The sequence below is a fragment of the Curtobacterium sp. SP.BCo genome (genome assembly GCF_051903265.1).
GTDB lineage: Bacteria > Actinomycetota > Actinomycetes > Actinomycetales > Microbacteriaceae > Curtobacterium.
This window is the reverse complement of the sequence record NZ_CP194337.1, coordinates 2,577,106-2,591,746: the sequence shown is the minus strand read 5'-3', so window position 1 is coordinate 2,591,746 and position 14,641 is coordinate 2,577,106. Positions and strand designations below refer to the sequence as shown.

Annotated in this window: 14 protein-coding genes; 12 read left to right on the top strand and 2 right to left on the bottom strand. The window is 71.0% G+C overall.

The features are described from left to right. Window positions 1-3: 3 nt before the first annotated feature. From truB to ACRQ4B_RS12310, 4 genes are all read left to right on the top strand, one after another. A complete protein-coding gene (truB, locus tag ACRQ4B_RS12325; RefSeq protein ID WP_439691715.1) occupies window positions 4-945 on the top strand; it encodes a tRNA pseudouridine(55) synthase TruB in 942 nt (313 codons plus the stop codon). Beyond that, entirely contained in the window at window positions 942-1,307 is a 366-nt protein-coding gene (locus ACRQ4B_RS12320) for a hypothetical protein (protein ID WP_439691714.1), read from the top strand. Before truB ends, ACRQ4B_RS12320 begins: the two co-directional genes overlap by 4 nt. Before the next feature lie 70 nt (window positions 1,308-1,377). Further along, window positions 1,378-1,821, top strand: a complete 444-nt coding sequence (locus ACRQ4B_RS12315) for a hypothetical protein (RefSeq protein ID WP_439691713.1) — start codon at window positions 1,378-1,380, stop codon at window positions 1,819-1,821. A 9-nt stretch (window positions 1,822-1,830) separates the two neighbouring features. Continuing rightward, window positions 1,831-2,793 carry a bifunctional riboflavin kinase/FAD synthetase gene (locus ACRQ4B_RS12310; protein ID WP_439691712.1) on the top strand — a complete coding sequence of 321 codons (963 nt, stop codon included), beginning with the start codon at window positions 1,831-1,833 and terminating at the stop codon, window positions 2,791-2,793. A gap of 370 nt (window positions 2,794-3,163) precedes the next feature. On the opposite strand, the gene ACRQ4B_RS12305 is transcribed toward ACRQ4B_RS12310, so the two are convergent. Continuing rightward, window positions 3,164-4,396 (bottom strand): DUF349 domain-containing protein, encoded by a 1,233-nt coding sequence (locus tag ACRQ4B_RS12305; RefSeq protein WP_439691711.1) that lies wholly within the window; start codon window positions 4,394-4,396, stop codon window positions 3,164-3,166. 112 nt (window positions 4,397-4,508) lie between these two features. Further along, window positions 4,509-5,324: a peptidylprolyl isomerase gene (locus ACRQ4B_RS12300; protein ID WP_439691710.1), complete on the bottom strand. Its 816-nt coding sequence runs from the start codon at window positions 5,322-5,324 to the stop codon at window positions 4,509-4,511. A gap of 128 nt (window positions 5,325-5,452) precedes the next feature. Between ACRQ4B_RS12300 and ACRQ4B_RS12295 the strand changes: the two genes are divergently transcribed. The 8 genes from ACRQ4B_RS12295 to ACRQ4B_RS12260 all read left to right on the top strand — a co-directional run bounded on the left by ACRQ4B_RS12295 (window position 5,453) and on the right by ACRQ4B_RS12260 (window position 14,637). Beyond that, on the top strand, window positions 5,453-6,829 hold the full coding sequence (locus ACRQ4B_RS12295) for a replication-associated recombination protein A (RefSeq protein WP_439694391.1): 1,377 nt from the start codon (window positions 5,453-5,455) through the stop codon (window positions 6,827-6,829). 239 nt (window positions 6,830-7,068) lie between these two features. Beyond that, window positions 7,069-7,698 (top strand): 30S ribosomal protein S4, encoded by a 630-nt coding sequence (gene rpsD, locus ACRQ4B_RS12290; RefSeq protein WP_022905490.1) that lies wholly within the window; start codon window positions 7,069-7,071, stop codon window positions 7,696-7,698. Between the two features lie 129 nt (window positions 7,699-7,827). After that, on the top strand, window positions 7,828-8,010 hold the full coding sequence (locus ACRQ4B_RS12285) for a hypothetical protein (protein ID WP_070416260.1): 183 nt from the start codon (window positions 7,828-7,830) through the stop codon (window positions 8,008-8,010). Between the two features lie 44 nt (window positions 8,011-8,054). Further along, on the top strand, window positions 8,055-10,712 hold the full coding sequence (gene alaS, locus ACRQ4B_RS12280; protein ID WP_439691709.1) for an alanine--tRNA ligase: 2,658 nt from the start codon (window positions 8,055-8,057) through the stop codon (window positions 10,710-10,712). A 2-nt stretch (window positions 10,713-10,714) separates the two neighbouring features. Continuing rightward, complete coding sequence (gene ruvX / locus ACRQ4B_RS12275; RefSeq protein ID WP_439691708.1) at window positions 10,715-11,164, top strand: Holliday junction resolvase RuvX; 450 nt, start codon at window positions 10,715-10,717, stop codon at window positions 11,162-11,164. Between the two features lie 82 nt (window positions 11,165-11,246). Continuing rightward, window positions 11,247-12,788 (top strand): endolytic transglycosylase MltG, encoded by a 1,542-nt coding sequence (gene mltG / locus ACRQ4B_RS12270; protein WP_439691707.1) that lies wholly within the window; start codon window positions 11,247-11,249, stop codon window positions 12,786-12,788. Between the two features lie 44 nt (window positions 12,789-12,832). After that, window positions 12,833-14,053 (top strand): chorismate synthase, encoded by a 1,221-nt coding sequence (gene aroC, locus ACRQ4B_RS12265; protein WP_439691706.1) that lies wholly within the window; start codon window positions 12,833-12,835, stop codon window positions 14,051-14,053. Next, window positions 14,050-14,637 (top strand): shikimate kinase, encoded by a 588-nt coding sequence (locus tag ACRQ4B_RS12260; RefSeq protein WP_439691705.1) that lies wholly within the window; start codon window positions 14,050-14,052, stop codon window positions 14,635-14,637. Before aroC ends, ACRQ4B_RS12260 begins: the two co-directional genes overlap by 4 nt. Window positions 14,638-14,641: the final 4 nt, after the last annotated feature.

The window sequence follows — 14,641 nt, the reverse complement described above, 5'->3', positions numbered from 1 at the left end:
ACGGTGCTCGAATCCGCTCCCGACGGCATCCTCCTCGTCGACAAGCCGCAGGGGATCTCCAGCCACCGGGTGGTCTCGATCGCCCGACGCCGGCTGGGGCTCAAGAAGGTCGGCCACGCCGGCACGCTCGACCCGATGGCGACCGGTCTGCTGCTCCTCGGGATCGGGCCGTCCACGCGGCTGCTGACGCACCTCGTCGGCCTCGGCAAGACGTACACGGCGACGATCCGCCTCGGCGTCTCCACCGACTCGGACGACGCCGACGGCGCCCCGACCGCGGCCGCCGGCACCGCCTCCGCCGATGTCTCGGACGCCGCGGTGGAGGCCGCGGTGGCTGCGCAGCGCGGCGAGATCGAACAGGTGCCGTCGACGGTCAGCGCGATCAAGGTGGACGGCCGACGCGCCTACGACCTGGCCCGCAAGGGCGAGGAAGTGGTCCTGAAGTCCCGCACGGTGACGGTTTCCCGGTTCGACGTCACCGGCCGGAACGACCGGATCGTCTCGGTGGACGGGGTCGACGTGGCCGTGGTCGACCTCGACGTCGTCGTCACCTGCTCGTCCGGCACCTACGTCCGGGCGCTCGCCCGTGACGTCGGCGCCGCGCTCGGCACCGGTGCCCACCTGACCGCGCTGCGACGGACCGAGGTCGGGCCGTTCGACGTCGAGGACGCGATCGACCTCGAGGACGAGGCCGTCGACCCCCGCGCCGCCCTCGCCCGCCCTGCCGACGTCGCCCGACGCCTGTTCTCGTCGGTCGTGCTCGACGCGGCGTCGGCGAAGGACCTGACCGACGGCAAGCGCGTCGTCGCCGACCACCCGGACTCCGACGGCCCGGTCGCAGCGGTCTCGGCCGACGACGACCGCCTGGTCGGGCTCGTGTCCGTCCGGCGTGGCCTGCTCCGGGTCATCACGAACTTCCCGGCGCCGACGGGGGTGCGCGCGTGATCGAGTGGTTCATGTGGGTGCAGCTGGTCATCGCCGTCCTGGTCGGGCTCTTCGCGGTCGTCGTCGGGTTCATCGGCTGGAAGCCGAACGACTACACCGTCGGATCGCTGGTCCTCGTCGAGCTCCTGCTCGTCGCGCAGGGCGTCATCTCGCTCGTGCTCCCGGCCGTCGGCAGCCCGCCGAAGGGCAACGCGCTCGAGTTCGGCGTCTACGCGGTGTCGGTGCTCCTGGTCCCGCCGGCCACCATCGTGTGGGCACTCATCGACCGCACGAAGTGGAGCACCGTCGTCCTCGGTGCGGGGGCCTTCACCGTCGCGGTGATGGTCTACCGGATGTACCAGATCTGGTTCGCGCTGAACTGATCCGGTGTCGGGTCGATCCGATCGTCGCGGTGCGTCATCGGTGTCGCCCGGCGTCGGTAGAATCGGTGCAATGGCGACCAGATCCTCCCTCGCGACCGGCATCGGCCGCGTCCTCATCGCCGTCTACGGCATCCTCGCGCTGGCGGCGACCGGCCGGAGCGTCGTCCAGATCATCGAGAAGTTCTCCTTCGCGCCCTTCGCCTACACGCTCAGCGCCGTCGCCGCCGTCGTGTACATCGTCGCCATGATCGCGCTCATCGTGCCCGGCCGGTTCTGGTACCGCGTCGCCTGCGTGACGATCGTCTTCGAGATGACGGGTGTGCTCGTGATCGGCACGCTGTCGCTCTTCGACCGTGCGCTCTTCCCCGACGACACGATCTGGTCCTACTACGGCCTGGGGTACGCCTTCGCGCCGCTCGTGCTGCCCGCGGCCGGGCTGTGGTGGCTCCGCAAGCACCACCGCACCGCAGCGGCCGCCGACCCGGCACCGTCCTCCGTGACGGCCGGCGAGTAGGAGCAGGACGTGCAGTACTACGACGACATCGCCGACGTGGCGCAGGGGTTCGGTCCGAGCGCGGTGACCATCGGCAAGTTCGACGGCGTGCACGTCGGGCACCGCGCGGTCATCGCGCACCTCGAACGCGCCGCCCACGAACACGGCCTCGTCTCGACGGTCGTGACGTTCGACCGGCACCCGCTGAACGTCATCGACCCGGCCAAGGTCCCGCCGGCGCTGACCAGCCTCGCGCAGCGCCGCGAACTCCTCGACGACGTCGGGGTGGACGCCACGCTGCTCCTGCGGTTCGACCACGAACTGCAGTCGCAGGCGCCGGAGGCCTTCGTCTCCGACATCTTGGTCGACACCCTGCACGCCCGCCTGGTGTTCGTCGGCAGCGACTTCCGCTTCGGCAGGAAGGGCGCCGGCGACGTGACCCTGCTGCGTGCGCTGGGGGAGCAGCACGGATTCACGGTCGAACTCATCGACGACGTCGACCTGGTGGACGACGTCCGTCCCGACGGCGAGCGACGGGTCTCGTCGACGTGGATCCGCGAGCTCCTCGGTGACGGCCGCGTGGCCGAGGCAGCCCGACTGCTCGGTCGTGAACACGCGGTGCGCAGCGTGGTCGTGCACGGCAACGAGCGGGGCCGTGCGATGGGGTACCCGACGGCCAACCTCGACCCGGCGAGCGAGGGCTTCGTCCCGGCCGACGGCGTCTACGCCGCGCGGGTCCTGCACGCCGGCACCGTCTACCCGGCAGCCGTGTCGGTCGGCAACAACCCGACGTTCGAGGGCGTGCCGGCGAAGCAGATCGAGGCGCACCTGCTCGACGTCGACATCGACCTGTACGGCGAGACGATCTCCGTGCTGTTCGTCTCCTACGTGCGGGGCATGGTGAAGTTCGACTCGATGGACGAGCTCGCCGCGCAGATGCGTCAGGACGACCGCGACATCCGGACACTGCTGGGCCTGCCCGCGGTCGTCTGACCGCGCATGCGGCGTGCCGCGTGCCGCGTGCCGCGTGCCGCGCACCGTGCGAGGCGGCATCTCCAGCGTGCGAGGTTCCGCACATGGTGCGGGGGCGTCGAGGTCGCACGATGCGCGGGATCTCGCACACTGCCTCGGCGGGCTCGCACGTGCCGCGTGCCGCGCACCGTGCGAGGCGGCATCTCCAGCGTGCGAGGTTCCGCGCATGGTGTGGGGGCGTCGAGGTCGCACGATGCGCGGGACCTCGCACACTGCGTCGGCGGGCTCGCACACGCCCCGCACCGTGCGAGGAGCCGCGTGCACGCACGACGAAGCCCCCGCGACCGATCGGTCGCTGGGGCTTCGTCGTGCGGACGGCGTTCGGGGCGGATCAGCCGCCGAGCGCGTCGAGCCAGATCTTGCGGGCGTCCAGGGCTTCCTGCGCGTCCTTGATCTTGCGCGCGTCGCCGGAGGCCTGTGCATCGGCGAGCTCGGCCTCGAGCTTGCCGATGGCGTCCTCGAGCTGGCTCGCGAGACCGGTCTGCCGGGCCTTGCGCTCCGGGTCGGACGCCTTCCAGTGCTGGTCCTCCAGGCTGCGGACGTGGTCCTCAACGGCGCGCAGGCGGTCCTCGATGCGTCGGACGTCGCCGCGGGGGACCTTGCCGATCTCGTCCCACCGACGCTGGATGCCCGTGAGGGTCCGGCGGGCAGCAACACGGTCGGTCGCCTGCAGCAGCGGCTCGGCCTCGGTCAGGAGTGCCTGCTTCGCCTCGAGGTTGCCGGAGAACTCCTCGTTCTCGGCGGCGCTCTCGGCGTGACGCTGTTCGAAGAGCACGTCACCGGCGGCCTTGAACCGGGCCCACAGCGCGTCGTCGTGGCGCTTGCCCGCGCGACCCGCTGCCTTCCAGTCGTCCAGGAGTTCGCGGTACGTCGGGATGGCGTCCGAACCGCGGGGGGCCAGCGCCTCGGCCTGCTGGACGAGCTCCTGCTTGCGGTTGCGGGCTTCGCGGTGCTGTGCGTCGAGTTCCGAGTAGAACGCCCGGCGGTGCTGGTCGACGGTGGAGCGGGCAGCGCGGAAGCGCTTCCACAGCTCGTTCGCCTCGTTCTTCGGGATGCGCGGGCCGTCGTGCTGGTGCTGCTGCCACCGGGCGAACACGTCGTCGAGCTGCGCGGTGATCTGCTTCCACTGCGCGCGTGCCGGGTCGACCGCGGCCAGGGTCTCGGCCTCCTCGACCAGCGCGGTGCGGTGGGCGAGCGCGTCGGCGAGTGCCTGCTGTGCCTGCTCGGCCTGCTCCTTGGTGAGCGAGCCGAGCTGCTCGGTCAGGGCGCCGACCCGGGTCTCCAGCGACTTGAGGTCGCCGACCACGCGGGCCTCGGCCACGAGCGTCTGCAGGTGCTCGACGGTCCGGGCGACGTCGTTCGCCGACGCACCACGCTGGACGCGCTGCTCGGCGATCTTCACCTGCCCTTCCAGGTCGGCGTACTTCCGCGCGAAGTAGGCGAGGGCTTCTTCAGGGGTGGCGTCCGGGTACTCACCGACGGCTTTCTCGGTCTCTTCGTACCGGACGTACACCGTCCCGTTCTCGTCGACCCGCCCCCAGGTCGTTGCTTCGTCAGGTCCCACAGGTCTCGCCTCGATCGTGGTCGTGCATCACCGACGTCACCGTCGGCACGGTCAGGTCGTCAGCCTATTGCACGGACGGCCTCCGCGAACCGCCGGACGGCGCGCCTGTGGACTACTTCGCCCGCTCGATCGTCGCGCCGGTGATCTTCGTCGCCACCTTGGGCTCGCCGGTGCCGTCGTCGCCGGCGGAGGAGATGCCCTTCGAGGTGATCTTCGACTCGAGCTCGTCGAGGCCGCTCGTGACCTTGCCGACGACGGTGTAGCCGCCGGTGGAGCCGTCGAGCGTGGTGTCGCCGTAGACGATGAAGAACTGCGTGCTCTGCGAGTACGGCGACGAGCCGCGGGCGATCGCGATGGTGCCCTTCGCGTACTCGCCGTCGCTCGGCACGTTCTCGAGCGGGCCGTACTGGAACCCGGCATCACCCGTGCCGTCGCCGTTCGCCGATCCGCACTGCAGGAACTCGAACCCGCTGCTGTCCGCCAGTCGGTGGCAGGTCGTGCCGTTGTAGAACTGGTCCTGGATGAGCTTGATCTCGACGCTCGCGGCCTGCGGGGCCTTCTCGCCGTCGAGCTCGATGCCGAGCTCCACGTCCTTGTTGAGCGTGAGCGATCCGGTCCAGGTCGCGTCCTTCGCGATCGACTTGCTCGGGACGTCGCCGGTGTTCCCCGCCGTCGCGCTGGCCGACGGGGTGGGCGTGGTCGTGGCGCTCGCACTGGCGTCGGCCTTCGTGTCGGTGCCCTGCGAACCCGCGAACGCGAGCTGCGAGCCGGTGGCGAGGGCGGCGACGAGGACGAGCACACCGGCACCGACGAGGTTGTCACGCAGCCGACGGCGTCGTTGCCGGTCGTGCAGCCCCTGACGGGCCTGGTAGAGGCGGAGGCGCTCGCGCGCCTCCCGGTTGTCACGCGCCTGGTTCTTCGGTGCCACGGTGCTGGTCGTACCTCTCGTCGAGTGTGCGACGAGCGTACTAGAACCGCCGCGGTGGACGGCCTGGAGGCACGCCCCTGTCAGTGGGTCGGCCTACGATTGGTCGCATGGCAGCGGACCGTTCGGGCATGCGCGCGCCCACCACGGGTGGTCGCGCCGGGCTCGCCCAGGGTTCCGTCCCGCTGGCGGTCCGGATGCGCCCGACCAGCCTGGACGAGGTCGCCGGTCAGCAACACCTGCTCGGTCGTGGCAGCCCGCTCGTGCAGCTCGCGACGGGCACGCGCGAGAACCCGGGCGGCGTCTCGGTCATCCTCTGGGGGCCGCCGGGCACGGGCAAGACCACCCTCGCGCAGGCGATCGCCCGGCAGTCCGGCCGGGAGTTCGTCGAGCTGTCCGCGGTCACGGCCGGCGTGAAGGACGTGCGCGAGGTCATGGAGAAGGCGCTCACGCACCGTGACCTCTACGGCTCCACCACCGTCCTGTTCCTCGACGAGATCCACCGCTTCAGCAAGGCGCAGCAGGACGCCCTCCTGCCCGGCGTCGAGAACGGCTGGGTCATCCTGATCGCGGCGACGACCGAGAATCCGTCGTTCTCGGTGATCTCCCCGCTGCTCTCGCGCTCGTTGCTGCTCACGCTCAAGCCACTCACCGACGAGGACCTCGGCATGCTCGTCGACCGCGCGGTGGAGGACCCGCGCGGCCTCGGCGGCTCGGTCGTCCTCGGCGACGAGGCCCGCAGCGCGATCGTGCGGCTGTCGTCCGGTGACGCCCGCCGGGCACTCACCGCGCTCGAGGCGGCTGCCTCCTCCGCGGTCGCCGCGCAGGACGACGACGACGATGACGGCGCCCTCGACGGGGTGGACACCGTCCCGGTCGTCGACGCCGACACCGTCGCGGCGGCCGTGGACCGCGCGCTGCTGCGCTACGACCGGCAGGGCGACGAGCACTACGACGTCATCAGCGCGTTCATCAAGTCGGTGCGGGGGAGCGACGTCGACGCCGCGCTGCACTACCTGGCGCGCATGATCGAAGCGGGGGAGGACCCGCGGTTCATCGCCAGGCGGATCATCATCTCCGCGTCCGAGGACATCGGCATGGCCGACCCGCAGGCGTTGCCGATCGCGGTCGCCGCGGCGCAGGCGGTCCAGCTCATCGGCATGCCCGAGGGGCGGATCCCGTTGGCCGAGGCGGTCGTGTACCTCGCGACCGCGCCGAAGTCGAACGCCGCCTACAACGGGGTGAACGCCGCGATCGCCGACGTCAAGGCCGGTCGGCTCGGCGTGGTTCCGATGCACCTGCGGGACGCCCACTACCCCGGGGCGAAGCGGCTCGGCCACGGGAAGGGCTACGTCTACTCGCACGACGCCGAGCACGGGGTCGCGGAGCAGCAGTACCTGCCGGACGCACTCGACGGCACCGAGTACTACACGCCGACCACGAACGGCTTCGAGCGCGAGGTCGGTCCGCGGCTCGAGCGGCTCCGGAAGATCACCCGCGGCGAGTAGTACGCGCGCCGAGTTCCTGCTAGCATTGCCGGGCCTACGTCCTGGTCCTCGAGCACGGCTGCGTCGAGGACAGAGTGCCACTCCGGTGGTACGGGGGCAGAGGTTCGGACTGTAGCCGTCCGATCCCACAGGCTCATCCCTCTGGATCCCGTCGTCGGGACCGGTCTCGCCGTGTGCCTCGTGCCCACGGTCGGTCGGATCCTGCCGAGTCATTCAGTTCAGACAGAGAAAAGGACCCTGTGTCTACCAAGTCACGTACCCGCAGCAAGACCCGCCTCTCGCGCGCGCTCGGCATCCCGCTGACGCCGAAGGCGGCCCGTTACCTCGAGAAGCGCCCCTACGGCCCCGGTGAGCACGGCCGCACCCGCCGTCGTGCGGACAGCGACTACGCCGTCCGTCTCCGTGAGAAGCAGCGTCTGCGCGCCCAGTACGGCATCCGCGAGAAGCAGCTCCGCATCGTCTTCGAAGAGGCCCGTAAGACGAAGGGCCTGACCGGTGAGAACCTGGTCGAGCTCCTCGAGCAGCGCCTCGACGCCCTCGTGCTCCGTGCCGGTTTCGCCCGCACCACCGCGCAGGCTCGTCAGCTGATCGTGCACCGCCACATCCTCGTCGACGGCAAGCTCGTCGACCGTCCGTCCTTCCGCGTCAAGGAGGGCCAGCTCATCCACGTGAAGCAGCGCTCCGAGTCGCTCGAGCCGTTCCAGGTCGCCGCCGCCGGTGGGCACCAGGAAGTCCTGCCGAAGGTCCCGGGCTACCTCGAGGTCGAGATCGACAAGCTCCAGGCCCGCCTGGCCCGGCGTCCGAAGCGCGCCGAGGTCCCCGTGACCTGTGAAGTGCAGCTCGTCGTCGAGTACTACGCAGCTCGCTGATCTCCTGATCACACCCGAACGGCGGGTCGTCCTCTCACGAGGGCGACCCGCCGTTCGGCGTTCCGGGACGGTGCCGTCGGTAAGATCGTCTGGGCACGCACCGCTCGCGTGCGCAGAGGGAGAGGCACCGTGAAGCAGCTGTTCTTCGTCGCCGTCGGCGTCGTCATCGGGTTCGCCGTCGCGCACAAGGTCGCGAACACGCCCGGTGGTGCGCGGTTCTTCGCCGACGTGAACGCTCGCGCGGAAGCCTTCCGGGGTGCCGTCGCCGAGGGCTACCGCTCTCGTGAGGCCGAGCTCCGCACCGACGTCTGACCGACGCCCTCTCCCCAGCAAACGACCTGAAACCAGGAAGCACCATGCAGACCGCAGAGATCCGCCGCCGTTGGCTCCAGTTCTTCGGTGACCGCGGCCACACCGTCGTCCCGTCCGCGTCCCTCGTCTCGGACGACCCGTCGCTCCTCTTCACGGTCGCCGGCATGGTGCCGTTCATCCCGTACCTGACCGGACTCGTCCCCGCGCCGTACCCGCGCGCCACGAGCGTCCAGAAGTGCATCCGGACGAACGACATCGAAGAGGTCGGCAAGACGCCGCGGCACGGCACGTTCTTCCAGATGAACGGGAACTTCTCGTTCGGCGACTACTTCAAGGAGCAGGCGATCCAGTACGCCTGGCAGTTCCTGACGACGCCGGAGCCGGACGGCGGGCTCGGGTTCTCGCCCGACGACCTCTGGGTCACGGTGTACGAGGACGACGACGAGGCGATCGCGTTCTGGAAGCAGCACTCGTCCCTGCCCGAGGACCGCATCCAGCGGCTCGGCAAGGACACGAACTACTGGTCGACCGGGCAGCCCGGACCGGCCGGTCCCTGCTCGGAGATCTTCTTCGACCGTGGCCCCGAGTACGGCATCGACGGCGGTCCGGCGACGGACGACGACCGCTACGTCGAGATCTGGAACCTCGTGTTCATGCAGTACCAGATCGCCGACGTCCGCTCGAAGTACGACTTCGAGATCACCGGCGAGCTGCCGAACAAGAACATCGACACCGGCATGGGCCTGGAGCGCGTCGCGTTCATCAAGCAGGGCGTCGACAACATGTACGAGATCGACCAGGTCCGCCCGGTCCTCGACAAGGCGGCGGAGATCTCCGGTCGTCAGTACGGCGCGGTGCACGACGACGACGTCCGCATGCGCGTCATCGCCGACCACGTCCGCTCCGCGCTCATGCTCATCGCCGACGGCGTCAGCCCGTCGAACGAGGGCCGCGGCTACATCCTCCGCCGCCTGCTCCGCCGCACCGTGCGGGCGATGCGCCTGCTCGGCGTCGAGGGCGCGACGTTCCCGCAGCTCTTCCCGGAGTCCCGCGACGCGATGCGCGACGCGTACCCCGAGGTCGCGTCCGACTACGACCGCATCGCCCGGATCGCCTACGCGGAGGAGGAGACCTTCCTCCGCACGCTGGCGCAGGGGACCACGATCCTCGACGTCGCGGTCGAGCGTGCCAAGCAGGACGGTGCCCCGTCGATCGGTGGCGACACCGCGTTCCTGCTGCACGACACCTTCGGCTTCCCGATCGACCTCACGATGGAGATGGCCGAGGAAGCCGGCGTGCAGGTCGACCGCACCGCGTTCGAGACCCTGATGTCCGAGCAGCGTGCGCGCGCCAAGGCGGACGCCAAGAGCAAGAAGACGGCCCTCGCCGACCTGAGCGTGTACAGCGCGTTCCGAGCCAAGGGCGAGACCGTCTTCCTCGGCTACGACGCGCTCGAGGCGGAGACGTCGGTGCTCGGCATCATCGTCGGCGGCGTCAGCGTGGACCGCGCGGTGGCGGGGGACATCGCCGAGGTCATCCTCGGCGAGACGTCGCTGTACGCCGAGTCCGGCGGCCAGGACGCCGACCAGGGCTCGATCGTCGGCAACGGCTTCGACCTCGAGGTCCTCGACGTGCAGCGCCCCGTCGCGGGACTGTGGAGCCACACCGTCCAGGTCCGCTCCGGCGAGGTGGGCGTCGGCGCCCCCGCGACCACGGTGGTCGACGCCGAGTACCGCCGCGGGGCGACCCAGGCACACTCCGCGACGCACCTGGTGAACGCCGCCCTGCGCGACATCCTCGGGCCGGAGGCGCTGCAGGCGGGCTCGTACAACAAGTCCGGCTACATGCGGCTCGACTTCTCGTGGTCGCAGCCGGTCTCAACCGAGACCCGCTCCGAGATCGAGGAGGTCGTGAACACCGCGATCCGCTCCGACCTCGAGGTCGCCACCCGGGTGCTCCCGCTCGACGAGGCGAAGTCGCTCGGCGCGCAGGCGCTGTTCGGCGAGAAGTACGGCGCCGAGGTCCGCATGGTGGACATCGGCGGCCCGTGGTCGCGCGAGCTCTGCGGTGGAACGCACGTGGCGTCGAGCGCCCAGGTCGGCCTCGTCAACCTGGTGGGGGAGTCCAGCGTCGGTTCGACGAACCGACGCGTCGAGGCCCTCGTCGGGCTCGAGGGCTTCCGGGACCTCGCCGTCGAGCGCACGATCGTCTCGCAGCTGTCGAGCGCCCTCAAGGCACCGCGTGCGGACCTGCCGTCCCGCGTGCAGTCCCTCATGGAGGACCTCCGGACCGCCCAGAAGCGCATCGCGGAGTTCGAGTCCGCGAACCTGCAGCAGCGCGTGCCCGCGATCGCCCGCCAGGCGACGACCGTCGGCGCGACGACCGTGGTCGCCGAGTCCGTCCAGGGGCTGCAGTCAGGCGACGACCTCCGCTCGCTCGCGACCGGCGTCCGCAGCCAGCTCGGTGACGGCGCTGCCGTGGTCGTGCTCGGTGCCGTCATCAACGACAAGCCCGTGGTCATCGTCGCGACGAACGACGCGGCCCGCGCCGCCGGCGTCCAGGCGGGACCGCTCGCGAAGGAGGCCGCCGGCGTCCTCGGCGGTGGTGGCGGCGGCAAGCCCGACCTCGCACAGGGCGGCGGCACGGACCCGTCGGCGCTGCCGGCGGCGCTGCGTGCGGTGACCGACCGGCTCGCGGCCTGACCGTGACGGTCCGTTCCGGGCGCCGGCTCGGCGTCGACGTCGGCCGCGCCCGGATCGGGGTCGCGGTGTGCGACCGCGACGGGCTCCTCGCGACCCCCGTCGAGACCGTCGCCCGCAACGACGACTCCGACGTGCGCCGCATCGCCGAGATCGCGGACGAGTACGACGTCCTCGAGATCGTCGTCGGGCTGCCGCTGTCGATGTCGGGTGGGGACACCCCGTCGACCGAGGACGCCCGCGCCTTCGCGGTCCGGCTCGCCGAGCACCGGCCCGTGCGGCTGGTGGACGAGCGGCTCTCGACGGTGACGGCCCAGCGCGGGCTGCACCAGGCCGGGAAGAACACGAAGAAGTCCCGTGCCGTGATCGACCAAGCGGCCGCTGTTATCATTCTGCAACACGCGCTCGACCACGAGCGTGCGTCCGGCGCCCCACCGGGGGCCACGCTCCCCTGACGTGCTCGCACACCGCGGCTGCCACACCGTCGCCCAGCACCGTAGCCCTGGCGGAGTTCCCGACCGAGAGACCCGAGGACCGTTGGCAGACGACCTGGACTGGAACGCGATCATCGCGCCCGGCAACGACGCCGAGCGGCGGAAGCACCCTTCCGACCGTGCGGCCACCCCCGATGAGCGCGGTGACGCGGTCGACCGGAACGACAGCAGCACCGGCTCCGACAGCGGCTCCGAACCGCCACTGTCCCGACGCGCGGCCCGCGCGGCCGAGGCGGCCCGTGCTCGTGCGACCACCCAGGACCACGAGTCCGACGCGCCGGTGGTCTCCACGCCGGACGACCTGCACCCCGAGGTGCACGCGCTCCTCACCGGCGAGCTGCACGTGGACGACGACCACCGCGCCGCTGCCGGCGTGCCGGCAGCCGCCGGCGCGCGGTCCGTGCCCGCTACGGACCAGGGCGACGACGGCCCTGGAGGCGCGGGAGGCGGTGGACGCGGCGGTCGCGGTGGGCGCGGGGGAGCCTCCAGGCCGCCACGCGAACCGCGTGAGCCACGCCCGAAGCGACGCCGCGGCCCGCTCATCGCGGGCATCCTGATCGTCGCGGTGGTGCTGGCAGCCGGGGTGTCGGCGTACACGTTCGCCGCACCGAAGGTGCAGCAGGTGCTGGCAGCGATCAGCGGGAGCAAGGAGCCCGACGACTACACGGGCAGCGGCACCAGCAAGGTCACCATCACCATCAAGCAGGGCGACATCGGCGAGGACGTCGCGAAGACGCTGCAGCGCAGCGGTGTCGTGAAGTCGTCGGCGGTCTTCTACAAGCTGCTGCTCGCCTCGCCGGACGTCCAGTTCCAGCCCGGGTCGTACTCGCTCAAGAAGGAGATGAGCTCGAAGTCTGCCCTCGCGGCGTTGCAGGACAAGGACAACCGCGTGCAGGCGTCGATCGTCATCCCCGAGGGCACCGCCCTGAAGGACATCGAGGCCGGCATGGTCTCGAAGGCAGGACTCTCCGCGGCCCAGGTGGACGCGGCGGCGAAGGACCTGTCGGCGTACGGCCTGCCGGCCGGCGTCACCACGCTCGAGGGATGGCTGTTCCCCGCCACCTACCCGATCAACCCGGGGTGGACGGCCACGCAGTACTTCAAGTCCATGGTCGACACCATGAAGGAGCACCTCGCAGCGGCGGGCGTCGCCGAGGCGGACCAGGAGCACGTGATCGTCTTCGCGTCGCTCGTGCAGAAGGAAGCCGGTCTCGCAGCCGACTACCCGAAGGTCGCGCGGGTGTTCCAGAACCGGCTCGACAAGGGGATGCTGCTGCAGTCCGACGCCACGGTGGCGTACGGCACCGGCAACACCCACACGGTGACGACGACCGACGCCGAGCGCGCCGACGCGTCGAACAAGTACAACACCTACGTGCACGAGGGCCTCCCGCCGGCACCGATCTCGAACCCCGGCGACATCGCGATCAACGCGGTGACGAAGATGGCGACGGGCAACTGGGAGTACTTCGTGACGGTGAACCTCGAGACCGGCGAGACCGTGTTCTCGGACACCTACGCCCAGCACCAGGTGGCCGTGAAGCAGTTCCAGGCCTGGCTGCGCGCGCACCCCGACTACCAGTAGTCGGCGCGCGTCGCACGGGTCGGCGCTGTGGGAAGATGGACACCATGCTTCGTTGGTTGACTGCTGGTGAGTCCCACGGACCCGAACTGATCGCGATGCTCGAGGGCCTGCCCGCGGGTGTCCCGGTCTCGTTCGAGTCCATCCGTACCGACCTCGCGCGTCGCAAGCTCGGCTACGGTCGCGGCTCCCGCATGAAGTTCGAGCAGGACGAACTGCACGTCTCGGGTGGCGTCCGGCACGGGTACTCGCTCGGCAGCCCGATCGCGATCCGCATCGGCAACACCGAGTGGCCCAAGTGGGTCGAGGTGATGAACCCCGAACCGGTCGAGGCGACGGAGATGTCCCGCGGCCGCAGTGCGCCCCTGACCCGGCCGCGTCCGGGCCACGCCGACCTGGTCGGCATGCAGAAGTACGGGTTCGACGAGGCCCGGCCGATCCTCGAACGCGCCTCCGCCCGCGAGACCGCGGCCCGTGTCGCGCTCGGCGCCGTCGCCAAGTCCTTCCTCGCCGAGCTCGGCATCCGCTCGGTCGCGCACACCCTGCAGGTCGGCACCGTCCGTGTGCCGGACGGCACCGAGCTGCCGCTCCCGGAGGACGTCGACCGGCTCGACGACGACCAGCTGCGCTGCTTCGACGCGGAGACCTCCGCGCGGATGGTGACCGAGGTCGAGGCCGCCAAGAAGGACGGCGACACCCTCGGCGGCGTCGTCGAGGTGCTCTTCTACGGTGTCCCGCCCGGGCTCGGATCGCACGTGCAGTGGGACCGCCGGCTCGACGCCCGGCTCGCCGCGGCGATCATGGGGATCCAGGCGATCAAGGGCGTCGAGGTCGGCGACGGCTTCGCGACCGCCGCACGGCGCGGTTCCGAGGCGCACGACGAGCTCTTCCGCGAGGACGGCGAGATCGTCCGCACCACCGACCGGGCCGGCGGCACCGAGGGCGGCATGTCGACCGGCACCGTCCTGCGCGTCCGCGCCGGCATGAAGCCGATCGCGACGGTCCCGCACGCGCTGCACACCATCGACGTGACCACGGGCGAGGACGCCTCCGCGCACCACCAGCGCTCCGACGTCTGCGCCGTCCCGGCCGCCGGCGTCGTGGCGGAGGCCATGGTCGCGCTCGTGCTCGCCGACGCCGTGCTCGAGAAGTTCGGCGGCGACAACGTCGTCGAGACCAAGCGGAACCTCGAGGCCTACCTCGCCTCGATCCCGGAGACGCTGCGCTCCCGTCGGACCGAGGCCGCCGAACACACCCCGGCCCGGTGACGGACACCCCCGAGCCGACGCCGCCGTCGCCGTCGGCCGGTGCCCCGGCTCCGGTCGTGATCATCGGACCGATGGGCGCCGGCAAGTCCAGCGTCGGCAAGCGCGTCGCGAAGGCGCTCGGGGTGCCCTTCACGGACACCGACCGGGTGATCGTCCGACAGCACGGTCCGATCCCGGGCATCTTCGCGGACCGCGGCGAACCGGCGTTCCGCGAGCTCGAGGCCGAGGCCGTGCGCAGCGCGATGGCGACCGGCGGCGTGATCGCCGTCGGCGGCGGTGCCGTCACGCACGCCGCCACGCGCGCGGCCCTGACCGGTGCGTCCGTGGTGCTGCTGACCGTCTCGCCCGAGGCGGTGGCCGACCGGATCGCCGGCAGCGACCGACCGCTGCTCGCGTCGGGCGGCATCGACGCCTGGCAGACCATCATGGACGAGCGGGCGGCGACCTACGCCGAACTCGCGCACGCGGTGTTCGACACCTCGCGTCGGCCGATGTCGCACGTCGTGGACGACGTGGTGGCGTGGCTGCGGCTCGCCGAGGCACCCGCCGGACCGTCCGGCACCACGAACGAAGGAGCACCGTGACCGA

Bases quoted from the DNA above. Each gene is read 5' to 3' on its own strand.
- ACRQ4B_RS12315 (WP_439691713.1), top strand. From the start codon at position 1,378: ATGGCGACCAGATCCTCCCTCGCGACCGGCATCGGCCGCGTCCTCATC.
- alaS (WP_439691709.1), top strand. From the start codon at position 8,055: ATGCAGACCGCAGAGATCCGCCGCCGTTGGCTCCAGTTCTTCGGTGAC.
- aroC (WP_439691706.1), top strand. From the start codon at position 12,833: ATGCTTCGTTGGTTGACTGCTGGTGAGTCCCACGGACCCGAACTGATC.
- ACRQ4B_RS12295 (WP_439694391.1), top strand. From the start codon at position 5,453: ATGCGCGCGCCCACCACGGGTGGTCGCGCCGGGCTCGCCCAGGGTTCC.